This window comes from Streptomyces sp. NPDC047043 (genome assembly GCF_040644055.1).
In the GTDB taxonomy this organism is placed as follows: domain Bacteria; phylum Actinomycetota; class Actinomycetes; order Streptomycetales; family Streptomycetaceae; genus Streptomyces.
The window spans coordinates 387,145-410,027 of record NZ_JBEYVO010000001.1 but is presented as its reverse complement, the minus strand read 5'-3'; the positions used below and the strand labels follow the sequence as shown (position 1 = coordinate 410,027).

Below are 22,883 nucleotides of genomic sequence, written 5' to 3'. Positions count from 1 at the left end.
GTTCTTTTGACGTGTTTACGCAAGGTTCCCTCTTGTGCCGGAGTGTCTGTTGAACCCTCTGCACCCACCCTGAGCGGCGGAAAGTTGATGCACAGCTCCCCGCCCCGGCGGAAACAACCACGGAACCCCGGGCGCGGGAGCGCCATCTAGCCGGGCGAGCACCGAGACGGAAGAGGTGGGCCCGTGGGACGTCCCGAACAAGTCCTGGACCCGGAGGCAGGAGCCCTGCAGCAGCTCGCGCACCAACTGCGCGAGCTGCGCCGGGCCGCCGGCAACCCGCCGTATCGGACCATGGCCGAGGCCACCGGCATCTCCGCGACGACGCTCTCCCGGGCGGCCGGCGGCAAACGCATGCCGTCGCTCGACGCGGTCCGCGCCTACGTGCGCGTGTGCGGCGGCGATCCGGGGGAGTGGGAGCCGCGCTGGAAGGAAGCCGAAGCGGCCACCACCGACGCCGTACGCGAACAGGCGGGGGAGGCCGGACCGCCGTACCGGGGCCTGACCCGCTTCGAACCGGGCGACCGGCACCTGTTCTTCGGCCGCGACCGCACGGCCGACGAGGTGGAACGGCTGGTGTCCGACCACCGGCTCGCGGTGCTGTTCGGCGCGTCCGGCAGCGGCAAGTCCTCCCTGCTGCGGGCCGGGTTGATCCCCCGGCTGCAGGAGCGGACCGCCTGCCGGAGCGGCCCCGCGGTGCTGCGGATCCTCACGCCCGGGGCCACCCCTGCGCAGACGTACGGGCATCTGCTCGCCCCGGCCGCGGACGAACCGGAGAGCTGGGTGGTCGTGGACCAGTTCGAGGAGGCCTTCACCCTCTGCCGGGACCGCGACGAACGGGCCCGCTTCATCGACCTCCTGCTCGCCGCACGGGCCCCGGACAGCAGGCTGCGGGTCCTGATCTCCGTACGCGCCGACTTCTACCCCCGCTGCCTCGAACACCGGGGCCTGGCGGACGCGTTGCGCGGCGCCGGCTTCGCCCTCGGCCCCATGACCGAGGGCGAACTGCGCGAGGCGGTGGTCCGGCCGGCCACCGCGTCCGGCCTGCTGGTGGAGCGGGAACTGACCGCCCGCCTGGTCGAGGAGGTCCTGGACGAGCCCGGCGGACTGCCGATGCTCTCGCACGCCCTGCTGGAGACCTGGCGCAGGCGCCGCGGCCGGATGCTGACCCTGGCCGCGTACGAGGCGGCAGGCGGGGTGCGCGGCGCCATCGCGGCGACGGCCGAGGAGGTGTACGAGCAACTGGCCCCCGAGGGCAGGGCCGTAACCCGGCGCCTGCTGCTGCGGATGGTCGAGCCGGGGCAGGGCACCCCCGACACCCGGCGCCCGCTCAGCCACGCCGAGCTCGGCGAGTGGCCCGACCCCGCCGTGCCCGACGTGGTCGACAGGCTGGCCCGGGCCCGCCTGCTGACCGCCGACGAGGACGGCCTCCAACTCGCCCACGAGGCCCTGATGACCTGCTGGCCGCGGCTGGCCGGGTGGCTCGAGGAGGACCGCGAGCGGCTGCGCCACCACCGGCGCCTGACCGAGGCCGCGCACGCCTGGCTGGAGGCCGACCGCGACCCGGGTGCGCTGTATCGCGGCACCCGCCTCGACCTCGCCCAGGAGCAGACGACAGAGGCCGAACTGACCGCGCCCGAGCGGGAGTTCCTCACGGCAGCCCTGGACGCGCGCGAGACGGAACGCCGTACGACCGCCCGGGCCGCCCGCCGCTCCCGGCTCCTGCTCGCCTCCCTGTCGGCGGTCGTCGCCGTGGCCGTGGTCGCCGGCCTGGTCGCCTGGACCCAGTACCGCGCGGGAGCACAGCAGCGCACCGACGCCGCGGCCCGCCGCGTCGCCACCGTCGCCGAATCACTCCGTACGACCGACCCGCGCACCGCGATGCTGCTGAGCGCCGCGGCCTGGCGCGTCTCCCCACTGCCCGACTCCCGCCGCGCCCTGCTCGCCGCCCTCGCCCAGCCCGAACTGGACACCTTCACCGACCCCGCGCAACCCGACGGAGCCAACGACTTCCTTGCCGACTCGGGCCGCACCCTGCTCGCCGTCGACGGCCGCACCTGGCACACCTGGGACCTGCCCACCCACCACCGCACCGCCGCGGGCACACTGCCGGCCGACACCCAGCCGTTCGCCGCCGGCCCCGACGCACGAACCCTCGCGCTCTACACGGCCGCCGGAATACGGCTGTGGGACACGACCCGGAACCGCTGGACCGCAGAACCCCGCCCACGCCCCCGCGAGACGACCTCCATCGCCTTCGACGGCAGCGGCCACAGCTACCTGGTGAGCGACCAGGCCGACGAGCACGTAGAGCTGCGCTCTGTCACGGACGGCCGCCTCCTGTTCGAGACCACGGCGACCGACGAGGCCAGGGTCGCCCCCAGCGCCGACGACCGCCAGGTGGCCGTCTGCCCCACCCGCGGGGCGCCACAGGTGTGGGACACGCGCACCCACCACACCTTCCGCGGCACCTGGCAGAACGCCCGCGATCTGTGCCAAGGGGACGACGTACGGCTGGAGTTCGGGCCCGGGACCGGAAACACCGCCCACCGCTTCGCCGCCGTCACCACGACCGGGATACAGGTGTGGGACACCCGGACGGGACGCCAGGTGGCCGCGCTCGACGATCCGGGGGTGACCTCGGCGGAATGGAGCGCGGACGGCAGTTTCCTGGCGACCGCCAACAGCACGGAAATCAAGGTGTGGCGCCTCGCATCCCCCGACACCCCCGTCTTCCGCCACTCCCTCAACGAGCAGCAGACCTACGGCGACCTGGCCTGGGACCCGGCCCACTCCACCCTCCGCTACCTGGAGGGCGCCACCGTCCACTCCTACGACACGACGACGGCCACCACGTCGGCGTGGCGCTCCCACGCCGTGGCCGGCACCCTTCTCGCCCCGGACGGGCACACACTGGCCACCGCCGAACGCGCCGGCAGCCACTACCGGTTCACGCTGCACACCACCGCCGCCGGACGCGGCGCGACCAAGACGCTGCCGTCCGTACCGCTCCCCGTCGCCGCGGACCCGGCCCGCCCGGTCTCGGCGCGGGAGACGGGCCCGATCATGGCATTCAGCCCCGACGGAAAGACCTTCGCCTACGGCATCTCGGCCCCCGGCCAGGACCCGACCGCCCAGCGGATCACCATCTGGGACCTGACCCGCGCCCGCGTCCTGTCCACGGTGCGCCTGACACCGGCTGGACGCTCCGCCGACAGCGTGTACGCCCTCGCCCTGGGCCCCGGCGGCCACACCCTGTACGCAGCACGCCCGACCGCCGAAGGCAGCGTGGTGGACGAGACGTGGGACACAACAGGCCGTCGACGGACGGGAGTTGCAACCGGCCTGGCGAGCAGCCTCCTCGCCCTCCGCCCCGACGGCCGGCTCCTCGCCGGCGAGAACCGGGCCGTCCGCCTTGCCACCGGTCGCGCCACGCACCTGGGCCTGCCCGACGGAACCGGCAACACGGCCCTGGCGTTCAGCGCCGACGGCTCCCGGCTGGCCGCGGCCGACCGGTCCGGACGCATCGCCCTCCGGGACGGCGATCTGCACGATCGCGCGGGCGTGCTGCGCACCCCGTTCCCCGACGCCCCTGCCGACAGCCCGGAGCGAGTGAGCGCCCTCGCGCTGAGCGCCGACGGCCGCACCCTCGCCGTCGGCGGCGACACCGGGACACTCCAGCTGTGGGACACGACGAGTCGGCAGCCTTTGGGCGGCCCCCTGCCGACGGCGGGCGAGTCGATCGACTCACTCACCTTCAGCGCCGACCAGGGCACGCTGTATGCGAGCAGTGCCCATGTGCCCCTCCAGCGGTACGTCGTAGATCCCAGCCAGGTGGTACGACGCGTATGCGCCCGTGCGGGAGGGGAGTTGAGCCGGAGTCAGTGGCGGATGTACGCCCCCGGCACGGCGTATCGGAAGGAGTGCGACCCCGCGCTCAACCGATGAACGAGGCTGCTTGTTTCGCTGGTCGCTGGTCTGTCGATCACTGCGTTGCGGCATTACGACGACGTCGGGCTGCTGAAGCCCGCCTACGTCGACCCCGACACCGGATACCGACGTCACCGGTCTGACCAGGTTGACGAGACGCGTCTGGATGCGACGTTGCGCCGTCTACAGGTTCCCGTCGATGCGATGCGATGCGCACGGCCGACTCGCAGGCTCCGTGGCCTGCGCGTTCATCCTTGTCAGCACCTTGACGAGTGCTGCCGTCGCACAGCCCTCCGGGAGCGACTCGGCCGCCCGCGCGGCCGCGTCCAACTGTCTGCGCGATCAGAGCGCCACCAACCACTGGTGGTGCAACAACAAGGCGGGAATCCGTGTTGAGTGGGAGGGAGAGACCGTCGGCTACCTCAACTCCACCACCAACTGGTTCACCTGCCGACACGAGGGCGATTACACGGGCGGCGGCGGTCCTCACCCCTACCGCTGGATCTACACGCTCGCCGACAGTCCGCACCTCAGCCACGGCGGCTGGGGCTTTGTGAAGGACAGCGACGTCTACGACGAGACCAATCCGCTGCCGCCCTGCTGAAGCGGAGCCCGCGGCGGTACATCGCCCCGTGTCCCCGCAGCTCCCGGGTCGAGGGCGGGGCCGGGCCCGGCTGCTGTTCGAGATCTCCGTGAAACTACTGTTCGCGTACTAGGCGTCCCGGTATCGGTCCCGGATCTCGGGGCGTTGCCGGAATCCGGCTGACTTGTAGGTGGCGACGGCGCCGGCATTGGAGCTCGGGGTGCAGACGACCGCGCTCGACGAGCCGAGCTCCTGGAGTGCGGCCGCCGCGGCGACGGTGATCGCCTTGCCGTAGCCGTGACCGCGGTGTTCCCGGTGCACGCCCATCGGCTCGAGCAGCCCTGGTTTCCCGGGACCGGCCGACCACACCGTCACCGTCGCCACCGCGTGGCCCTGGTCGTCGTAGGCGACCAGACACCGGGCGTCGGAGTACGGCAGTCCGGCCGCCATCGCGTGCCAGCTCTCGTCCGTGAACGTCGACCTGTCGAACGATGCCCGCTGTACGGCGGCCCGCACGTGCGCCTGCGCCGGCTCGACCACCGCGATCCGCACGTCTGGTTCCTTCACCGGTTCCGTGAGGTCACGGCGCAGCGGCGTCCAGGGTTCGTCGGTGTTCCAGCCGGCCTCGGACAGCAGATCCTGGACCAGTGCGTCCATCGGTGCCTCGACGTTCACCTTCCCCGCCGGCAGTACGCCGCGCTCCAGGTCGGTCATGTCCTCGACCAGCCGCTGCGCCAGCTCCTCGTCCCGCTGAGCGTCCGACGCGATCGTCAGCCGCAACAGCTCGGGGCCGTCCAGCAGTCCGACGGCGAGGATCCGTCCGTCGCGGCTCCAGGTCCGCACCGCCGCGGCCGTCGCCTCCGCACCGAACCGCCAGAACCAGCCCAGGTCCCCCGGATGCAGTTGCATCGGAGCCCCGTCGTACTGCCACTCCCGCAGCACGCCCACCGCCTCGCTCAGCCCGTCGACTCCCGGCTTGCCCAGCACAATTGGCATACCTCCGATCACACCCCACCGCACCGACCGCCCGCACCCGGTTTTCGGGCGGCCGGCGCCGTGGGCGGTGTCAGGCGAAGCCGATGGCGCCGGTCAGGGCGGCGAAGCCGATCCACTCCCGGCCCGGCCTGATGCGTGCTCGAGGGGTCGGCTACGGCTGGGAACGCAGCCCCGCGCACGCCATGTCGATCATGCGCTTACGGGCGTCCGGGTCGAGGGCCTGCTGTTCCCGGGCGAGGCAGCCGACCATGAGGGCCTTGACGTCGGCGCGGGTGATGTCCGGCCGTACAGCCCCGGCTTTCTGTGCGCCGGCGAGCAGTTCGTCCTCCACGGCCAGCAGGTTGTGCTCGGGGTCGAAGGCCACCGCCTCGACATCGAAGCCGCTCCCGCTCATCGCCTGGGACAGGCCGCGGTTCACCGCGATCTGCTCGACCATGAGGGCGAAGAACTCGAAGAACGCCTCGCCCGGATCGCGCGTCTCGGCCAGCTCTCTTGCCCTGTCGACGATCCCGCTCACCAGGTGCAGCACGATCGCCTCGTACAGCGAGTCCTTCGTCGGGAAGTGCCGGCTGACCGTCCCGGTGCCGACACCGGCCCGCCGGGCGATCTCGGCCACCGGCACGGACAGGCCCTCGGCGGCGAAGGTGTCCAGCGCCGCCTCCAGGACGCGCTTGCGGTTGCGCTGGGCGTCAGCACGCATGAGGCACCTTCCGGTACGACATGTAAACGGGACAAGTATCCCGATTGTGGCCGATCAGTATGCCTACGTGGTGCGGGTGTGGGTGGTCAGGCCGGTGAGGACCAGGGTGAGCCAGCGGTCGCGGGAGGCCGGCGGCTCTTCGGTGGGGACGTTGTTGAAGAGCAGGTAGAGGTCGTCGACGGTGACGTCCTGGTGGATGTCTCCGTCGGCCTGTCCCGCCTGGATCAGGGTGGCCAGTGCGGCGCCTGCGCGGGCTTCGGCGTCCCCGCCGACCGGGTCGGCGCCGAGGGTGCGGGCGGCGGCCTTGACGGCGCGGTTGGTGGCGGTCTCCTTGGTGACGTAGGCGAGGAAGCCGGTGATCTCGTCCACGGCGCGGGACCCGGAGGCGTGGCGTTCGCGGGCGGCTTCGGCGGCTTCGGCGACCTGTGCGAGGAATTCTGCGATGACGGCGGTGACCAGGTCGTTCTTGGTGGGGAAGTGCCGGTAGAGGGTGCCCACGGCCACACCCGCCGCTGCAGCGATCTCGTCCATTCCGGCATCGGGTCCGTGCGCGGTGATCTGTTCGCGGGCGGCGTCGAGGATCTTCTTGCGGTTGCGGACCGCGTCGGCGCGAGGCGCTCGGGTCTGTGCCATGACTCTCCTGCGGCTGGGGCTTGCATTAACGTGAACCGCGGTTCATGATGGATCCTGAACCGAAGTTCATCTTACTCCCCAAGGATTCGGCATGACCACCAAGACCGCTCTCGTGACCGGCGCCTCCTCCGGCATCGGTGAGGCCACAGCCCTGAAGCTGCAGGCACTCGGCTACACCGTGTACGGCGCCGCCCGCCGCACCGACCGCCTCCAGGCCCTGGCAGGCCAGGGCATCCGCCCGCTGGCCATGGACGTCACCGACGACGACTCCATGCGCGCCGGCGTCGACCGGATCGTCGCCGAGACCGGCCGCATCGACGTCCTGGTCAACAACGCCGGCTACGGCTCCTACGGCTCCATCGAGGATGTGCCGATGGACGAGGCCCGCCGTCAGTTCGAGGTCAACGTCTTCGGCGCGATGCGCCTGGCCCAGCTCGTCATGCCGCACATGCGCGCCCAGAAGTCGGGCACGATCCTCAACGTCACCTCCATGGGCGGGAAGATCTACACCCCGCTGGGCGGCTGGTACCACGGCACCAAGTTCGCCCTCGAAGGCCTCAGTGACGCAATGCGTCTGGAGGCCAAGCCCTTCGGCGTCGACATCGTCGTCATCGAGCCCGGCGGCATCAGGACCGAGTGGGGCGGCATCGCCGCCGACAACGTGGAGAAGATCTCCGGCGGCGGCGCCTACGCCAAGCAGGCCGAGGCCGTCGCGGCCGGGATGCGCTCCGAGGCCAACATCAAGCGCAGCTCCCCGCCCCAGGTCATCGCCGACGCGATCGGCAAAGCCGTCACGGCCCGCCGTCCGAAGACCCGTTACGCCATCGGATTCGCCGCCCGCCCCATGATCGGCATGCGGCGCGTCCTGTCCGACCGGGCCTTCGACAGCGTCATCACCCGCGTCATGGGCATGCCCAAGTGACCCCTTGCGGCCGCGGCCGGTTCAGCCGGCCTCGCGCCGCCTCAAGGCCGGGACCGCCCTGAGCGGGGGTGGTCCCACGGCGCCGGATCCGTGGGGACGGGATCGGCGCACCCCCGGCCCGGCGTCCGGACCCATCCCCTCCCGTCCGCCGCCGGGCCGGGCCCCTCTCCGCAGGCGGGCGGCGCGATCGACGCCCGCCCCACTGAACGGGCTCGTCGCCTGAGCGACCAGCACCTGTCGCCGCCGCGCCCGTCGCGACTCCGCTTCTCCCGGCCGTCCCGGCCATCCCGGCCGACCAGCCGTCCCCGTTCGACAACGCCCTTTTCTCTGACGATGTCCCGAAGTGAGTACCCCCATGTCTGAAACAGCCCGGAAGGCCCCCGGCGTCCCGGACGCCAACCGCTGGAAGGCCCTGGCCTTCATCGCGCTCGCCCAGCTGATGGTCGTGCTGGACGCGACCATCGTGAACATCGCGCTGCCCTCTGCCCAACAGGACCTGGGCATCTCGGACGGCAACCGGCAGTGGATCGTCACCGCCTACGCCCTCGCCTTCGGCGGACTCCTCCTGTTTGGCGGCCGGATCGCCGACCTCTGGGGCCGTAAGCGCGCCTTCGTCACAGGCTTGATCGGCTTCGCCGGAGCCTCCGCGCTCGGCGGCGCGGCCACCAACGAGGCGATGATGTTCGGCGCCCGCGCCCTTCAGGGTGTCTTCGGCGCCCTGCTCGCGCCCGCCGCGCTCTCGCTGCTCGCCGTGATGTTCACCGACGTCAAGGAGCGGGCCAGGGCATTCGGCATCTACGGTGCGATCGCGGGCGGTGGCGGCGCGGTCGGTCTGATCCTCGGCGGTGTGCTGACCGAGTACCTGGACTGGCGCTGGACGTTCTTCGTCAACATCCCGTTCGCGATCGTCGCGGCGGCCGGCGCGTACTTCGTCATCCGTGAGCCGGAGGGCGGCCGCAACCGCTCCTCCCTGGACGTCCCGGGCGTCATCCTCTCCACCCTCGGCCTGGTCGCCCTGGTCTACGGCTTCACCCGCGCCGAGTCCAACGGCTGGGGCGACTCCCTGACCGTCGGCATGTTCGTCGCGTCAGCCGTCCTGCTGCTGGCCTTCGTCGTCATCGAAGCCAGGGTGAAGGCCCCGCTGCTGCCGCTGCGCGTGGTCACCGACCGCAACCGCGGCGGCATCTACCTCTCCCTCGGCATCGCGATCACCGCGATGTTCGGCATGTTCCTCTTCCTCACCTACTACCTGCAGATCGTGAAGGGCTTCACGCCGATCAAGACCGGCTTCGCCTTCCTGCCGATGATCGCGGGCATGATGATCGGCTCGACGCAGATCGGCGCCCGGCTGATGACCCGGGTCCCAGCCCGGCTGCTGATGGGCCCGGGCTTCCTGGTGGCAGCCGGCGGCATGCTCCTGCTGACCCGCCTGGAGATCGGTTCGTCGTACGCCGGGCTGATCCTGCCGGCGATGCTGCTGCTCGGTCTCGGCATGGGTACGGCGTTCATGCCGGCCATGTCCCTGGCCACCCTGGGCGTAGAGCCCCGGGACGCCGGTGTCGCCTCCGCGATGGTCAACACCTCGCAGCAGGTGGGCGGCGCGATCGGCACCGCCCTGCTCAACACCATTGCCGCCTCCGCGACGACCGCCTACGTCAAGGACCACATCGGCTCCGCGGCCTCCCGTTCCCAGCAGCAGCTGGTCCAACTGGAGGGCATGGTGCACGGCTACACCAACGCGATCTGGTTCGCCGTCGGCATGCTGGTGCTCGCCGCCGTGATCGTCGTGGCGCTCGTCAACGCCGGCCGTCCCGGCTCCAGCGCTGTGGGCGGTGCGACCGCGGGCGCCGGGGACGAGCCGGCGGTGCCGGTCATCTCCCCCTGACGGCGCCCTCCGCGCGTCCCCCCTCGAGCCGGTCGTCGTACCAGGGGAGGGGACGTCTCCTGCGTACGACTTCCAGGGCCTGTCCTGGCCTGCTGAATGAGTGACTCGGCGGGCCAGGGCAGATCTGTCTTTCCTTCTTCCCTCTTCTTCACAGCGGACTCGAAAGCGGGAGCGTCGTCCCGTAGTTAATCGGGACGGTCATCCCGCTTGTGAGGGTGGCCGCCCGTACCCAGGAGGAATGCATCGTGAGCAAGGTCTGGTTCATCACCGGTTCGTCGCGCGGCTTCGGCCGCGAGTTCACCCTCGCCGCCCTGGAGCGCGGTGACCGGGTCGCCGCCACCGCCCGCGACGCCGCTGCACTGGCTGATCTGGTCGAGCGGTTCGGTGACGCGGTGCTGCCGCTGCGCTTGGACGTCACCGACCGCGCGCAGGCCTTCGAGGCCGTCGAGGCGGCGAAGGGCCGGTTCGGCCGCCTGGACGTGGTGGTCAACAACGCCGGGTATGCCCTGGTCGGCGCGGTGGAGGAGAACGGCGAGCAGGAGCTGCGCGACCAGCTGGAGACGAACGTCTTCGGCGTGCTGCACGTCACGCAGGCGGTGCTGCCCGTCCTGCGTGCACAAGCAGCGGCCACATCATCCAGATCTCGTCCGACCTTGACGCCCTGGGGCGCGACCTCCTGGGCGAGCGCCTCACTCAGACCTTCCAGCGCCCACTTGGAAGCGCTGTAACCGCCCGAGCCACCCATGGAGGTCAGGCCGGCGGCCTCAACAACGCGGCGGTCTTCACCGCGCACCCCAAGGACGCCTATGCGGCCCTGCACGCGTCGCTGCAGGAGATGGGGGCCACCGCGCAGTCGCCGGGACCCGAGGCTGCCGGTGGGGCGCTGCTCCAGATCGTCGATGCCGAACAGCCGCCGCTGCGGGTGCTCTTCGGTGAGGGGCCCACCCAGTGGGTGCCCTCGGGGCATTGAGCACGTCCCATTGCTTCGGCCGGGCGGCCTTGAGTCATGTCGGTCGCAGTCGCCTCCTTTGCGAGCTGAAGAAGTAGTGCGGTGAGGCAACCGGGACGCCGACAACGAACGGCCGAGAAGCGTCGGCGTCCCTGCGGACCTCGAAGAGGCCGTAGATCGTCCGCGCGTGGGGTGACCCGGGCCGTTACGCCGAGCGTGAGCGCGCTCTGGCCGCGAACAACCCGACGGTCCGCGGCAGCTGGTGCAGCACGGCCGCCCGGCCTCATCGGTGCGATCGTCGCGGTCTGGAGCGCACCGGTCGGCGGGCGATGACATTCGTCTCGCGTCACGTTCAGGTGGCCGCCAGCCCGTAGGCGCGGTCGTAGTGCTGGGCCACCAGATGCCCGGCCGAGTCGCAGGAGATCTGCCAGTCGTTGACACCGGTCTCCCGGCCGTCGGTGAAGTTCCACAGCAGGCGGCCGGAGGCGGTGTCGATCGCGAAGAAGCCGTTCTTGTTCTCCTGGGCCGGGACGTAGACGGCGTTCGCCCCCACCGCGATCGGATGGTCGACGTTGAGGCGGGGCGTTTCGCAGAACCAGCGTCGGGAGCCGTTCGCGGCGTTGAAGGCGTAGACGCCGTAGGGGTCGTTGCCGGTGGCGTAGACGGTGTTGCCGCCCGCCCCGAGGGAGGCGAACAAGCCGTGCTCGGCCTTCGCCCGCCAGCGGAGCCTGCCGGTGCTCAGCTCCAGGGCGATGAGCTCGGAGCCGATGGCGAAGACTGTCTGGCCGAGCACGGCGAGACCGGGCCGCAGGTCGTAGCCGACCGGGTGCCGCCAGCGCAGGGAGCCGCCGTCCCGGGTGTTGCGGACCGAGACGTTGCGCAGTCCGTCGGCGTAGACGAAGTAGTCGGACGTGACGACCGGTTGAAGGGGGATGCCGACGTCTTCCGCACTGATCGGTATCACCAGGGCCCGGCGAGCCTGGAGGTCGACGCCGAAGACCGCGTTGGTGGTGGTCGCGACGCCCTGCTCCGTCGACTGGCGCTGCAGGTGGGCACCGAGGACGGACACGGCGGAGTTGTCGTAGCTGCCGAGCAGTTCGTCGAACTGGAAGTCCTGGCCGAAATTGAGGGTGAACCGCTCGGCGCCGTCGGCCGGGTCGACGCCGATCACCGTGGCGCCGGTACCGAGCGCGACGGCGGCGCCATAGGTCAGCAGCACGGGGGTGGGCGAGACGCTGATGCCCGGGTAGACCCACTTGGGGTGGGAGCCGTTCTGCAGGTCGAGGCAGATCATGGTGCCTGGGCGGGCCTTCAACAGGGCCGTGCCGTTGTTGAAGACGGCCGGGGTCTGCAGGAGCGGGTCGCCGCGGTAGACCCAGGTCGGCTCCGGGGCCGCGCCGAGGGGACTCACTCGGCGCGTACGGGTCGCCTGCCGAGCGGCGACAAGTACCGCACCTCCGACGACCGCTGTCCCCGCGGCCGTGGCGAGGATCGCGCGCCGGGACACGCCGGCGCGTGCGGGGGAACGGCGGTGCACGGGTGCGGAGGGACGTTCCGGCGCGGGAATCTCCGCTTGCGCCGGAATTCTGAAGGGTGCCTGCTCGGGTGGCTCGATGGCCAGCCCGATGCCACCTGTTTCGCCGGCCCCGCACTCGGTTGCGTCCCAGGATCGGTCGGCGCTGTCCCTCCCAAACCTTCTGCCCCCGCCGCCGGTGACGGCCTGGCCGTGCGCAGGCCGCGCCACAGTCGCGCAGGCCGACCCCTGCCGGCTGGACGTCGAAGGCAGCGAGCCAGGTGCGTCGCTGGTGACCCGCGCAGGGGCCGGGGACCGGGAGAGGAGGTCGAGGTCCATGACGGCCGCCTGGTAGCCGGCGATGGTGGCGGCCAACGGTGCGGGCAGCCAGTCCTCTGTCAGCAACTGTTCGACGCCGCCGGGCGCGCAGGCCGCGGACAACCGGTCGGGGCCGATGCGAAGGGCCGGATCCTTGGTGAGACAGAGGCTGATGATCTTGTCGAGGGGGTCGGGCACCCCGGTCAGGTCGGGCGAGCCATGAACCACCTGGTAGAGGAGGGCGGCAGCCGCGGCACCGCTGAACGGCGGGCGTCCGCACGCGGCGAACGCCAGCACCGAGCCGAGGCAGAAGACATCTCCCTCCGGCCCCATCGGATCACCGGTGGCCTGCTCGGGACACATGTACTCGAGGGAGCCGAACAGGCCGCCGGTGCCGGTGAGTTGATAGCCGTCACGGGCGCGCACGATGCCGAAGTCGATGACGCGCGGGCCGTCCGCGGCGAGCAGCACGTTGGACGGTTTGAGGTCGCGGTGCACGAGCCCTTCGGCATGCACCGCGATCAGCGCCTCGGCCATGCCCGCGCCGAGGGCGAGGACCGACTCCACCGGCAGCGGGCCGTGCTCTGCGACGGCCTCGGCGAGGGTGGGGCCGGGAATGTAGGCGGTGGCGAGCCAGGGCGTCTCGGCGTCCGGTGCGGCCTCCAGCACGGGTGCCGTGTAGATGCCGCCGACCGCTGCCGCGGCCGCCACCTCGCGCCGGAAGCGGATGCGGAAGCTCTTGTCCTCCGCCATCTCGGGACGGATTGCCTTCACCGCGACGGTGCGGCCGTCCGGCGCGGCCGCCAGAAAGACGCGCCCCATGCCGCCTGCTCCGAGCCGAGCCACGAGACGGTAGGGACCCAACCGTTCGGGATCTTCTGGGCGAAGTGGCTTCATACCCTCAGCCGCCTGTTCTCAGTGGTGGCAGGCGGGAGTCCCGCCCGCGTGTGGGGGAGAGGCCCGGAGGGGGTCTGGCAACACAGTAGAGGCTCAAGTGAGGGACGAGGCCTCGCCCAGCAGCCGTCTGCAATTACCGAGAAGTAGGTGACATGGCCCTTCTCCTCTCACTCCAGGGCCATTTGATGGTGCGTCAGATGGCGAGTGACACGTGTCTGCGCTGCGGGAACAGTGCGCGATACGCAACACCGGGTGTGCGGAACGGCTGTAGAGGCCAAAGACCTCCGATGTGTTGAAGGTCACCCGTTTGCGTCCATGTCCGCTTTCCTCCTCGTCGAAGCCCATGAATGGGGAGGTAGTCCGACGGTGGCGAACTCACCGGGCGCCGCGATGGGCCGCGCCCTGCCGACCCACCGGCCCTGCGACGGAGCAGTCCCGGCCACCGCGGGAAGCGGGTGCGTCACTGAGCGCCGTCATCCGGGCGATTCCTGCCGTGCAAACTCCGGCCGGCCTCTTCCGGCCTTGGCGCGGTCGGCACCAAAGGCAGGCCCAAACGCAGGGCGAGGTCCTCACCAAGGGGCGACGTGGCGTTCGAGGAGCGGGGCGCTCCGGTCCGTGGCAAGGCTTGCCGGCCTTGAAGGCGCCGACGCCGGCGCGGACGTCCAGGCCGAAGTGGTCGGCGGTGGCGGCGGTCTGCACGTATCTCACACAGGGCCACCGAGGCCGACCGACCACCGTCAGGCAAACAGGACCTGTATCACCCGACCAGGTTCAGACAGCGATCCTGGTGGCCCTCGGGGCGTAAGACGCCGGCAAGTTGACCCAGTGGTTGCGTGGCCAGGACACGGCGTTTGCGCACATGGGAGTTCTGTGTCACACGTTCCGCTTCAGTCCCGCAATTCCACCAAGTCGCTGACCTGGGGAAATGCGATTGACGACGGCGTCCCCGCCATGCCTACCGGCCAGCCCGGCTGACCGGCCGCAGTCGCAGGTCGCCGTCCCTGAAGGGCGGCGGCCCAGGAGGCCCCCGGCGGTCAGCGGTCCCGCAGCGCGGGGAACAGGGCACGGGTGCGGTCGGGATCCGGGGTGACGAAGACGCCATCCGCCGTCACCACCGCGACCGACGCGTCCTCCTCGGCGCGGATCGAGCCGTCCACGAAGACCTTGCGGCCCTCGGTGCCCGTGACACGGGCGCGGACCAGCAGCGGTGTCTCCAGCGGGACCGGCCGGTGGTAGCGCACCTGCAAGGACACCGTCATTCCGGGCATTCCGGCCGCGACGCACGCCCTGCCCATCACCTCGTCCAGCAGCATGGCGCTCATGCCGCCGTGCCCGTAACCGGGTGGGCCTTCGTGGGCGACGCCCAGGATGCAGCGCCCCACGATGCCGTCGTCGTCCGGCGTCACTCGCAGGGGCGGGGCGAGCGGACTGCCGTCCCCGGTGACGGGGCTGTACATCCGTAGCCCTCCAGGGAACTCGTCCACGGCCGGGACCTCCGCCCGTGCCCGCTGTCGGCCGGTCAACTGCCCGGTGAGGCGCCGGACTTCGTCCGTCATACGGTGCAGGATGTCGGCCGGGGCCGCGGTGCGCACGGTGGCGTTCACCAGGGCCCGCAGTTCGTGGCCGAGGGCGGCGATCGCCGCCCGCTGGTGGTTCAGTTCCTCGGCGTCCGGCAACGGGGCTTCGGTGAGTGGTGCGTTCATCGATTCTCTCGGTCAGCCGTCGGCGCGTACGAAGACGGGCTTGAGGTGCTTCTCGGGCAGTGCGTCGGGGAGTTGCTCCCAGTCCAGGACGTGGGAGACGACCCGCTCCGGTGCGACCTTGCCCGAGGCGGCGAGTTCGAGGGCGTCGGGGATGTGGTTGCGGACGTTGTCGCGCGCGACGCGCAGTGTGACGCCGGTGAGGTACATGTCGAGCAGTGGCAGCTCACCGGGGCGGAAGTGATTGCCCGCGGACTCACAAATCCCCTCCGGGGCAAGGGACTTGACGGCGAGGGCGAGCTGCTCGACGCGGCCCGTTGCCTCTACTGCGAGGTCGAAGCCGTGCCGTACGGGTTCGATCGTCTCGGCCGTACGGGCGCCGTAGCCCTCGGCGATCTTGCGGTGCTCCGGATCGGGGTCGACGTAGAGGACGTCGGAGGCGCCGAGGGCGCGGGCGATGTCGCAGACGTACAGGCCGATGCTGCCGCGCGCGACGACCAGCACCCTGGCACCGGGCCTGTTCCTCAGGTGAGGTGCGACCAGCCGCCAGGACAGCGACCAGTTGTCGCTCGCCGAGGCCATGGCGACCGGGTCCAGACCCGCCGGCAGCGGTACGAGCATGGCGTCCGCGTAGGGAACGCGGACCAGGTCGGAGAAGAGCCCGCCCCAACTGCCGCCGATGGGCGCACCGTACATGGCCATGTGCGGTACGGCGGTGCAGTGCGCGGTCAGCCCGGCGTGGCAGTTGTCGCAGGTACCGCAGTTGATGGACCAGGGGACGACGACGAGGTCGCCGGCGGACACGGTGGTCACCGCGTCCCCCGTCTCGACGACCCGGGCCACGCACTCGTGGCCGAGGGCGAACGGCGGGTCGATGAAGCCGTGTCCGGCCAGGATCGCGGAGTCGACGTCGCAGGAGGTGGCGGCGACAGGCGCGACGATCGCCTCCTGGCCCGACTGGAGCTTCGGGTCGGGCGCCTCGCGCCACTCGACCGAGTGCCGGGCGACGTAGGTCAGTTCACGCATCGGCCTGCTGCCCCTTCGCCAGGGCGACCAGGTCGGCGAAGCGGATGACGGATCCGCCCGCGCCCCATGTGCCGTCGGCCTGCTCGTGCACCAGCACCCACACGCGCAGGGCGTCGTCCTGGCCCAGGCCGGCCGCCGCGAGCACGGTCTTGGTGGTGTCCTCGACGAGACCGGCCTTGCGCCGCTCGGACACCGCACCCTGCGGAACCGTCACCTCCACGAGGAAGCGGGGCGCGTTGTCCTCGGCGGTGGTCTGTGCCCCCTCGGGCAGCTCGACGAGGTAACTCCACGCCTGGGCGCGGAAGAACGGGGTGTCGGGCGCGCCCTCCCAGCGCAGCAGTACGGCGGCCAGGTCCTGCTGGACGGTCTTGCGGCCCTCCTCGGTCAGCGAACCGGACGGGGCGGTGAGCCGGATCATCGGCATGACGGAGTCTCCTTTCGGCGGAGCGCGGCTCATACGGAGCGCGGCTCGGCGTTCACGACAGGGATTACGACGGGGATTCGCTCACGGCGAGGCCTATGACAGTCGTTATAGCCCGAGGTCACGCTAGACTATGACGAGCGTTATATCCAGAGGGGAGTACGGCCGTGGCTGAATCCAGCGTGCCGTCGCGCGAGCGCATCGTGGCCGGTGCGGCCGACCTGATCAGCAGACGTGGCCTGAGCGCCGCAAGCATCCGGGAGCTGGCCAGGCACGCCAAGGCGCCGCTCGGCTCGACGTACCACTACTTCCCCGAGGGCAAGCAGCAGTTGGCCACCGAGGCGGTGCGGTACGCGGGTGGAGCGGTGAACCGCGTGCTGCGCAAGGAGCTCGGCGCGGGCCCGGTCGCCGGACTGCGCGCCTTCCTGGCCCTGTGGCGCGGGATCGTCGTCGAGAGCGACTTCCGCGCCGGCTGCCCCGTACTGGCGGTCGCCGTCGAGGAGCCCCCGGCCGACGAGATCCCGCCGGCTCTCGCCGCGGCTGCCGAGGCGTTCGAGGAATGGGAGCGGCTGCTCGCCGACGCGCTGCGCGAGCACGGCGTCGCCCCCGATCAGGCTCCGGAGCTGGCGGCTCTCGTCGTGGCCGCCGTCGAGGGCGCCACCGCCATGTGCCGCGCCAAACGCAGCGCGCAGCCCCTCGACCAGGTCGCGCGACAGCTCGAGGCGGTGATCACCGGGGCGCTCGGCCCCTCAGCCTGACGGCGAGGGATCGGGGCTCACGCGCCGATCGCCGCCCGAATCAGCTTCGCCTTCTCCTCGGTGAACACGCCGCTGTCGAGGAGGGAGAGGATGGACACGGCGCCGCCGCCGGATCCCCAGCTGCCTTCGTCGATGACGCGGAAGTTGACCCACCAGGTCGGCGACGGCTCCGGCAGCCCGCACGCTTCGGCCAGCGCGGACAGCACGCGCTCGATGACCTCGGCCCGGACCTCGCGGCGCCAGTCCCCGTCCATGACCGCCACGTCGATCACCATGACATCGGCCTCCTGGCAGATGTCCGCCAGCAGGCGCCCGCCGATGCCCATCATGTCCGGCTCGCGCTCCACGAAGTGCACCTGCAGCGCGAGGACACAGCCCCGATCTGCGCGGGGGCGGATTGCTTCCGCGCAGGAGCCCGGAAGCGGTTCTGGCCAAGTCCCCGACCCCTCGCCCCGAGCGGGACGCCGCGCTCGCGCCGCCCGGGCGAGCCTGCCCCCACACACACAGAGCGTCCGTCCGGCCTCCCCGGCGTGCGTATCCGCTACGGCGTGCCGGTGAGGTTGCCCATCACCTCGTACAACTGCTGTGAGGTCAGCGGGCCGGTGGGGAGCGGGTGCGCGGCCTTGGCGCGCAGGCCGTCGAGGACGAAGGCGAGGCCTCGGCGCCAGGCGTCGGGGGCGGCGTCTGCGGCGGCGCGGGACAGGATGGCGTTGGTGCCGAGGATGAACAGCAGGTCCTCGCCGGTGAAGTCGGCGCGCAGGTCGCCGGACCGCTGGGCGCGCTCGACGATGCCCTCGGCGGTGGCGCGGGAGCGTTCGCAGAGGGTCATCAGGCGGGCGGCGCCCGGGTACCGACCGGCGACCACGTCACCGATCGCCGGGTCGGTGGCCTGCAACTCGCAGAGCCTTTCGACGTAGTACACGAATCCGTCCCAGGCGTCGTCGCGTGCCAGGGCCTGCTCTGCGGCCTCGTCGAGCCGGGCCGCCGCGAGGCCGTTGACGACCTCGTCGATGAGTGCCTCGCGTGTGCCGAAGAGGTTGTAGAGGGTGCCGTGGCTCACACCGGCCCGGCGGGCGATCTCCTTGAGGGAGACCTGAAGGCCTCGTTCGTGAAACAGCTCGGCAGCGGCTGACCGCAGCTTCTCGGCGTTGCGTTGGGCGTCGGCCCGCATTCGGTGTGCCTCCTGGTCGTGTCCGTACCACCTTCATGGTCGCATCCACGCATCCGACGTAACTTGACCACCAGGTCAGGTTGTGCGCGCAAGGCGGGCAAGGGCGAGGTCGATGCGCCGGTGTCCTTCGGTGGGGGCACCTTCAGTGCCGGGGACATCCTGCGTGCCGATGCGGACGGGGTGGTGCTGCTTCCTGCGTCCGCGTCGATCCGGTAGAGAAAATGGGCGGTGCCAGGAGGAGGTGCAGGGCAGCATGGCAGGGTGTCTGATCTGCTGTGGGACGACGTCGCGGACTTCTTCGATCTTGACCTGATGGGCTCGCTGCCGGACGTGCGCGTCCCGGATGCCTCGGTGGAGGACTGGCAGGCGCTCCTCGACCTCGTCGGTGAACGCGGCTGGGCATGTCAGTACTCCGAGGGCGCAACCGTGTTGCCGGTGCCCAGGGCGGAGACGGTGCTCGACCGCGCGCCCGACGCCGAGTGCCCGGAGCTGCGGGTCTGGCCGTCGACCGACATGCTGGCGATCTTCCGCTTCCTTGCGGCGGAGGAGATCGACTTCGATGTGGATCTGCAGGAGCTTCAGGGGCAGGAGCGACTGGATCTGTTCTGCCGCTTCCTGTCGGACATCGGCCGACGGCTGGGCAAGCCGGTGCTGATGGACCCGGAAGGCGATTACGGCCGTCCGGTACTTGGGTTCGATGTCCAAGCCGATCGTGTCGTGCGCCTGGCTGAACCGCCGGTCAGGTGACCGGCGTTCGGGCAGACGGAGACCGTGGACCCCGTCATCGAGGACGCCGCTCGGATCTCGTGAACCATGCCCGGCCGGTGACGCCCCTACGTCTCCCTGCCGTCGGCGGCGTGACTGTACGGGGGGCCTCACGACGGCGGGACCGTGCCGCCCTCCACGACGGTCGGGCCGAACCGGCGGACCTGCGGGAGCGTGGTGACCACATGCGCAACCACGCGTTCGCTGAGGCAGATGTGGTGGTGCGGTACGTCCCCGGGGAAGCGGACGAAGCCGCCGGCCGCCAGGTCGACCGGTTCGTTGAGGGGGCCGGTGCGGAGTTTCCCGGTGATCACGTAGATGTGGTGGAGCGTGCCGGCGCTGTGCGCGGGGACCGGCTCGGGGTCCCGGGCGCCCCGTTCCAGGCGCAGGATCAGGGTGCGGACGTAGCCGGAGCCGTACGTCTCGTCCAGCAGGCGTTCGGTCCAGTTCGTCGCCTCGTACCACTGGCCCTCGTCGTGCCGCTGGACGTAGACCGGGGTGCCCCACTCCGTCAGCAGTCGGCGCGCGGGCACGTCCAGGGCGGCGCCCAGCAGCGACAGGGTCTCCACGGTGGGATTGCGTCGCAGGCCTGGGCCGGGCAGGCGATGCGGCAACGGGGTGCCGCATAGCGCGGTCCGGCCCGTGGCGAAGAGGGCGTACAGCAGAACCGTGACCGACACCTGGAGCATGACCACCAGCGCCGTGTCGGCCACGAAGATGCCCGAACAAACGGCGTTTGTGGCTCACGGGCTGTCCCCGCCGATGGACTCGTCGTCCGGGTCGTCGGTCGCGTACAGGGTGGGCCCGAGACGTGCGGCCAGTGCGTTTCCAGCAATGCGCGTTTGTACGACCGTGCCGTCGGCGTTCATCGTCAGCGCTGCGTAGTACCCCAACTCCCTCCAGTCCGTGGGCATGTGGAAGAAGAATTCCGTCGCGTCGTCCGGGTATTCGTCGCGCAGCAGGGGAAGCAGCTCTTCCAGAGTGCAAGTGCCGCCCAGGCCACTGATCATGACGGTCACTTGGTTAGGTGCCGGCCGCCACGCCCGCACATGGGCGTAGCCCTCCCAGCCATTGAAGTGCCGCGCGTACTGCTCGTCGCGGATCATTTCCGGATAGGCGCGTTCAACAGCCAAGAGAAGTCCCCTTCTTCTGGGCCCGGCTCCAACACCCACAACAGCAGTTCCACGGTAGGGGTGAAGGGGCGCCGGTGACCGTCCCAGGCAGTCGACGCGGGCTGTCCGAGGAGGTCAACGGAGGCTGCTGTGGCGGCAGTTCGATCCCGCTGCGGGCCGGACCGGGGGCGGCGCAGTCGCATAGGCTGGGGTGAGCGGCGTGGCGGGTGGGGGAGACTCGGGTGGACGATCGTGAAACCGGCGATCCCAGAGTGATGTTCGCAGCAGCGCTGACCCGGCTGCGTAGGCGTCTGCCGGACGTGTCGGACGAGACCCTGGCCCGGCGGGCCAGCGCGGTGGTGCTGCCGTCCCGGCGCCGGGTCGCCGTCAACGCGCGCAGGCTTGGCGAATGGGCCAACGGCCAGTCCGTACCGCGCAAGTTCGAAGCCGTCATGGTGTTGGTACAGGCCGTCGAGAGGACAGCTGGAGGCGCGTCCGCCGAACAGCCCACGGTGGCGCACTGGCAGCAACTGTGGCGTGCCGCGCGGGATTACCGGAGCAGCGCCGCCACGGGCCAGCCGCAGCCTCAGTCGCAGATCGTGATCGGCCGTCCGCCGAGTGATGCCGCCGCATTGAGGCGGCGTGACGGGTTGGCCGACAGCATCGACGCGGCCATGCGAGACGCATCCGTCCGGCAGATCCTGTTCACGGGCGCGGGCGGCGTCGGCAAGTCACAACTGGCCTCGGCGGCGTTCCACCGTGCCAAGCAGCGGGCCGAGATCCTGCTCTGGGTGCCCGCGGGCGACCGCCTCTCGGTTCTGGGCAGTTACGCCCGTGCGTGGCGGGCGCTGTCCGGGGTGCGCATCACGGGCGGCGAGGAGGAAGCTCCCCTGCCCGGCACCGACCGCGGCGGGGACGACGAGACCCAGGCTGACCTTTCTAGAGCGTTCGCTGCGCCCGCCGGCCCCGGCATCGGACCAGGTCAGGAACGGGACTGCGGTTCCCGCTCCGGCCCGGTGCGGGAGCCTGTCTACGCGGTACCGGAGGGCGACCGGGCTTCCATGGCGGCCGCGGAGACCGCCGGCTTCCGGTACGCCGTGGACGTCGAGCTGCGGGACCAGCAACTGAGCCTGCTGGTGGCCGAGCCGGACTGGGTCACCGTCACGGGCATGGACCTGGACCACGTACCGGGGAGCTGACCGGATGCCTTGCCCGACTGCGTTCGCCGAGCGAGAGCCTTTCAGGGCCGCTGATTGCGGACGTCCTGGAGGCCCCCCGTGAGTCGGAGACGCCCACCGGGTCCGGCGACTGGTCCGTACACCGCAACCCCGGGTTCTCAGCGGCGCGTCGAGGCCGGTGGTACGGCGTCCGCCGCGCGATGGTGGCGGAAGCCGGGGAACAGCAGGAGCAGGGCGAGCGCGGCTGCGGCCGCCAGGACGCCACCGCCGGTGACGGCCCAGGTGGGGCCCAAGGCCGCGCCGGCCGTGCCGTGCGCCAGGTCGCCCAGCCGTGGCCCTCCCGCGGCCACCACCGTGTCGATTCCCTGCAGGCGGCCCCGCATCCCGTCCGGAACGGCGGTCTGCAGGACGGTTCTGCGGAAGACGCCCAGCACGAGCAGGGCGCCGCCCGCCAGGGCCAGCCAGCCGGCCGCAACGACCAGCGAGCCGGCCAGTCCGAACCCCGCAACGGCCAGCCCCCACACGCCCACCGAGACCGCGACCGCGATGCCATGACGGCCCACGCGGGTAAAGGCCCCGGACAGCAGCCCCGCCAGCACGCCACCGGCCGACAGCGCGGCGTACAGGACGCCGATGTCCGACGCGTGGAATCGCTCGCTCGCCAGTTGCGGAAAGAGGGCCGTGGGCAGCCCCAGGAACAGGGCGGCGAAATCGGCGAGATACACCACCGACAGCACCCGATGCCGAGCCACGAGCCGGAATCCCTCAGCGATCTGACGGATATTCACCTCTCGGCGCTGCCCGCCGCCACAGGTGGGCGGAAGGGCCGGCAGCCGCCATACCGCCCACACCGTCGCACCGACGGCGACGGCATCCGCCAGGTACAACACCTGACTGCCCACCACCGGCAGCAGGACGCCGGCCAGCAGCGGACCGGCCAGGCCGGCGGACAGGACGACCATCGACTGCAGCGCGTTGGCAGCGGGCAGCAACTCCGGCGCCACCAGGCGCGGCACCACGGCCCTCCCCACCGCGGAGTTGGCGCCGAACAGGGCCTGCTGCACGCCCACCAGCACCAGCAGCAGGCCCACCGACCGCAGGTGCGCCCACGTCTGCGCCCACAACATCAGTGACGTCAGGCCGATACCGGCCGTGGTCGCCAGCAGCACAAGCCGCCGGTCCCGTACGTCGGCGAGCGCACCTCCCCACAGTGCCGCCGCGGCCATCGGCACGAAGCCCACCAGCCCGGCCAGTCCGACGTAGGCCGAGGAACCGGTGAAGCCGTAGAGCTGCAACGGCACGACGATTGCCGTCAGTTGAGCCCCCAGCCCGGTCACGATCCCGGCCGCCCACAGCCGCCTGAACTCGCCCACCCGCAACGGCCGTACGTCCACCAGCACCCGCGCCTCCTCGCCCCACCCGGTCCGTG

21 protein-coding genes and 3 pseudogenes are annotated in these 22,883 nt (G+C 71.2%); 11 read left to right on the top strand and 13 right to left on the bottom strand.

What is annotated here, in order from left to right:
- The first annotated feature begins 183 nt into the window (after window positions 1-183).
- The 3 genes and pseudogenes from ABZ880_RS01975 to ABZ880_RS01965 all read left to right on the top strand — a co-directional run bounded on the left by ABZ880_RS01975 (window position 184) and on the right by ABZ880_RS01965 (window position 4,531).
- Window positions 184-3,945 (top strand): hypothetical protein, encoded by a 3,762-nt coding sequence (locus ABZ880_RS01975; protein ID WP_361255235.1) that lies wholly within the window; start codon window positions 184-186, stop codon window positions 3,943-3,945.
- 6 nt (window positions 3,946-3,951) lie between these two features.
- Window positions 3,952-4,047, top strand: a pseudogene (locus tag ABZ880_RS01970) (hypothetical protein); the annotation flags it as partial.
- A gap of 145 nt (window positions 4,048-4,192) precedes the next feature.
- On the top strand, window positions 4,193-4,531 hold the full coding sequence (locus ABZ880_RS01965; RefSeq protein ID WP_361255232.1) for a hypothetical protein: 339 nt from the start codon (window positions 4,193-4,195) through the stop codon (window positions 4,529-4,531).
- Window positions 4,532-4,639: 108 nt separating this feature from the next.
- Here ABZ880_RS01965 and ABZ880_RS01960 read toward each other — a convergent pair whose 3' ends face one another.
- From ABZ880_RS01960 to ABZ880_RS01950, 3 genes are all read right to left on the bottom strand, one after another.
- A complete protein-coding gene (locus ABZ880_RS01960) occupies window positions 4,640-5,506 on the bottom strand; it encodes a GNAT family N-acetyltransferase (protein WP_361255229.1) in 867 nt (288 codons plus the stop codon).
- Between the two features lie 151 nt (window positions 5,507-5,657).
- Window positions 5,658-6,206 carry a helix-turn-helix domain-containing protein gene (locus ABZ880_RS01955; RefSeq protein ID WP_361255226.1) on the bottom strand — a complete coding sequence of 183 codons (549 nt, stop codon included), beginning with the start codon at window positions 6,204-6,206 and terminating at the stop codon, window positions 5,658-5,660.
- A 63-nt stretch (window positions 6,207-6,269) separates the two neighbouring features.
- On the bottom strand, window positions 6,270-6,839 hold the full coding sequence (locus tag ABZ880_RS01950; RefSeq protein WP_361255222.1) for a helix-turn-helix domain-containing protein: 570 nt from the start codon (window positions 6,837-6,839) through the stop codon (window positions 6,270-6,272).
- Between the two features lie 91 nt (window positions 6,840-6,930).
- Between ABZ880_RS01950 and ABZ880_RS01945 the strand changes: the two genes are divergently transcribed.
- The 3 genes and pseudogenes from ABZ880_RS01945 to ABZ880_RS01935 form a co-directional block, all read left to right on the top strand.
- A complete protein-coding gene (locus ABZ880_RS01945; RefSeq protein WP_361255219.1) occupies window positions 6,931-7,761 on the top strand; it encodes an oxidoreductase in 831 nt (276 codons plus the stop codon).
- A gap of 355 nt (window positions 7,762-8,116) precedes the next feature.
- Window positions 8,117-9,646 carry an MFS transporter gene (locus ABZ880_RS01940; protein ID WP_361255217.1) on the top strand — a complete coding sequence of 510 codons (1,530 nt, stop codon included), beginning with the start codon at window positions 8,117-8,119 and terminating at the stop codon, window positions 9,644-9,646.
- Between the two features lie 209 nt (window positions 9,647-9,855).
- Window positions 9,856-10,212 (top strand): annotated as a pseudogene (locus tag ABZ880_RS01935) (SDR family NAD(P)-dependent oxidoreductase); the annotation flags it as partial.
- A gap of 83 nt (window positions 10,213-10,295) precedes the next feature.
- On the opposite strand, the pseudogene ABZ880_RS01930 reads toward ABZ880_RS01935, so the two are convergent.
- A pseudogene (locus ABZ880_RS01930) lies at window positions 10,296-10,385 on the bottom strand (SDR family NAD(P)-dependent oxidoreductase); the annotation flags it as partial.
- Between the two features lie 96 nt (window positions 10,386-10,481).
- Here ABZ880_RS01930 and ABZ880_RS01925 point away from each other — a divergent pair.
- Window positions 10,482-10,616: a hypothetical protein gene (locus ABZ880_RS01925; RefSeq protein ID WP_361255214.1), complete on the top strand. Its 135-nt coding sequence runs from the start codon at window positions 10,482-10,484 to the stop codon at window positions 10,614-10,616.
- A 331-nt stretch (window positions 10,617-10,947) separates the two neighbouring features.
- Here the strand turns inward: ABZ880_RS01925 and ABZ880_RS01920 are convergent, their stop codons facing one another.
- The 4 genes from ABZ880_RS01920 to ABZ880_RS01905 all read right to left on the bottom strand — a co-directional run bounded on the left by ABZ880_RS01920 (window position 10,948) and on the right by ABZ880_RS01905 (window position 16,473).
- On the bottom strand, window positions 10,948-13,323 hold the full coding sequence (locus ABZ880_RS01920; protein ID WP_361255212.1) for a PQQ-binding-like beta-propeller repeat protein: 2,376 nt from the start codon (window positions 13,321-13,323) through the stop codon (window positions 10,948-10,950).
- Between the two features lie 1,034 nt (window positions 13,324-14,357).
- Window positions 14,358-15,026: a PaaI family thioesterase gene (locus ABZ880_RS01915; RefSeq protein WP_361255208.1), complete on the bottom strand. Its 669-nt coding sequence runs from the start codon at window positions 15,024-15,026 to the stop codon at window positions 14,358-14,360.
- A 12-nt stretch (window positions 15,027-15,038) separates the two neighbouring features.
- Window positions 15,039-16,049 carry an alcohol dehydrogenase catalytic domain-containing protein gene (locus ABZ880_RS01910; RefSeq protein WP_361255205.1) on the bottom strand — a complete coding sequence of 337 codons (1,011 nt, stop codon included), beginning with the start codon at window positions 16,047-16,049 and terminating at the stop codon, window positions 15,039-15,041.
- Entirely contained in the window at window positions 16,042-16,473 is a 432-nt protein-coding gene (locus tag ABZ880_RS01905) for a tautomerase family protein (protein ID WP_361255202.1), read from the bottom strand. The genes ABZ880_RS01910 and ABZ880_RS01905 overlap by 8 nt, the downstream gene beginning before the upstream one ends.
- A gap of 164 nt (window positions 16,474-16,637) precedes the next feature.
- Between ABZ880_RS01905 and ABZ880_RS01900 the strand changes: the two genes are divergently transcribed.
- Window positions 16,638-17,228, top strand: a complete 591-nt coding sequence (locus ABZ880_RS01900) for a TetR/AcrR family transcriptional regulator (protein ID WP_361255199.1) — start codon at window positions 16,638-16,640, stop codon at window positions 17,226-17,228.
- Window positions 17,229-17,245: 17 nt separating this feature from the next.
- On the opposite strand, the gene ABZ880_RS01895 is transcribed toward ABZ880_RS01900, so the two are convergent.
- Complete coding sequence (locus tag ABZ880_RS01895; protein WP_361255196.1) at window positions 17,246-17,575, bottom strand: hypothetical protein; 330 nt, start codon at window positions 17,573-17,575, stop codon at window positions 17,246-17,248.
- Window positions 17,576-17,769: 194 nt separating this feature from the next.
- Window positions 17,770-18,399, bottom strand: coding sequence for a helix-turn-helix domain-containing protein (locus ABZ880_RS01890; RefSeq protein WP_361255193.1), 630 nt, complete (start codon window positions 18,397-18,399; stop codon window positions 17,770-17,772).
- Window positions 18,400-18,402: 3 nt separating this feature from the next.
- Between ABZ880_RS01890 and ABZ880_RS01885 the strand changes: the two genes are divergently transcribed.
- On the top strand, window positions 18,403-18,615 hold the full coding sequence (locus ABZ880_RS01885; RefSeq protein ID WP_361255857.1) for a hypothetical protein: 213 nt from the start codon (window positions 18,403-18,405) through the stop codon (window positions 18,613-18,615).
- Window positions 18,616-18,660: 45 nt separating this feature from the next.
- Window positions 18,661-19,146, top strand: a complete 486-nt coding sequence (locus ABZ880_RS01880; protein WP_361255190.1) for a hypothetical protein — start codon at window positions 18,661-18,663, stop codon at window positions 19,144-19,146.
- A gap of 128 nt (window positions 19,147-19,274) precedes the next feature.
- Here the strand turns inward: ABZ880_RS01880 and ABZ880_RS01875 are convergent, their stop codons facing one another.
- Window positions 19,275-19,877: a DNA-binding protein gene (locus ABZ880_RS01875; RefSeq protein WP_361255187.1), complete on the bottom strand. Its 603-nt coding sequence runs from the start codon at window positions 19,875-19,877 to the stop codon at window positions 19,275-19,277.
- Window positions 19,878-19,907: 30 nt separating this feature from the next.
- On the bottom strand, window positions 19,908-20,297 hold the full coding sequence (locus tag ABZ880_RS01870) for a hypothetical protein (protein ID WP_361255184.1): 390 nt from the start codon (window positions 20,295-20,297) through the stop codon (window positions 19,908-19,910).
- Window positions 20,298-20,518: 221 nt separating this feature from the next.
- On the opposite strand from ABZ880_RS01870, the gene ABZ880_RS01865 reads away from it, so the two are divergent.
- Window positions 20,519-21,475: a hypothetical protein gene (locus ABZ880_RS01865; RefSeq protein WP_361255181.1), complete on the top strand. Its 957-nt coding sequence runs from the start codon at window positions 20,519-20,521 to the stop codon at window positions 21,473-21,475.
- A 137-nt stretch (window positions 21,476-21,612) separates the two neighbouring features.
- Here the strand turns inward: ABZ880_RS01865 and ABZ880_RS01860 are convergent, their stop codons facing one another.
- Window positions 21,613-22,854: an MFS transporter gene (locus ABZ880_RS01860; protein WP_361255178.1), complete on the bottom strand. Its 1,242-nt coding sequence runs from the start codon at window positions 22,852-22,854 to the stop codon at window positions 21,613-21,615.
- Between the last annotated feature and the right edge of the window lie 29 nt (window positions 22,855-22,883).

Excerpts from the sequence above, each read along its gene's own strand:
- ABZ880_RS01940 (WP_361255217.1), top strand. The coding sequence starts at position 8,117 with ATGTCTGAAACAGCCCGGAAGGCCCCCGGCGTCCCGGACGCCAACCGC.
- ABZ880_RS01920 (WP_361255212.1), bottom strand. The coding sequence starts at position 13,323 with ATGAAGCCACTTCGCCCAGAAGATCCCGAACGGTTGGGTCCCTACCGT.
- ABZ880_RS01960 (WP_361255229.1), bottom strand. The coding sequence starts at position 5,506 with ATGCCAATTGTGCTGGGCAAGCCGGGAGTCGACGGGCTGAGCGAGGCG.
- ABZ880_RS01925 (WP_361255214.1), top strand. The coding sequence starts at position 10,482 with ATGGGGGCCACCGCGCAGTCGCCGGGACCCGAGGCTGCCGGTGGGGCG.
- ABZ880_RS01905 (WP_361255202.1), bottom strand. The coding sequence starts at position 16,473 with ATGCCGATGATCCGGCTCACCGCCCCGTCCGGTTCGCTGACCGAGGAG.
- ABZ880_RS01915 (WP_361255208.1), bottom strand. The coding sequence starts at position 15,026 with ATGAACGCACCACTCACCGAAGCCCCGTTGCCGGACGCCGAGGAACTG.
- ABZ880_RS01910 (WP_361255205.1), bottom strand. The coding sequence starts at position 16,049 with ATGCGTGAACTGACCTACGTCGCCCGGCACTCGGTCGAGTGGCGCGAG.
- ABZ880_RS01890 (WP_361255193.1), bottom strand. The coding sequence starts at position 18,399 with ATGCGGGCCGACGCCCAACGCAACGCCGAGAAGCTGCGGTCAGCCGCT.
- ABZ880_RS01950 (WP_361255222.1), bottom strand. The coding sequence starts at position 6,839 with ATGGCACAGACCCGAGCGCCTCGCGCCGACGCGGTCCGCAACCGCAAG.
- ABZ880_RS01955 (WP_361255226.1), bottom strand. The coding sequence starts at position 6,206 with ATGCGTGCTGACGCCCAGCGCAACCGCAAGCGCGTCCTGGAGGCGGCG.
- ABZ880_RS01945 (WP_361255219.1), top strand. The coding sequence starts at position 6,931 with ATGACCACCAAGACCGCTCTCGTGACCGGCGCCTCCTCCGGCATCGGT.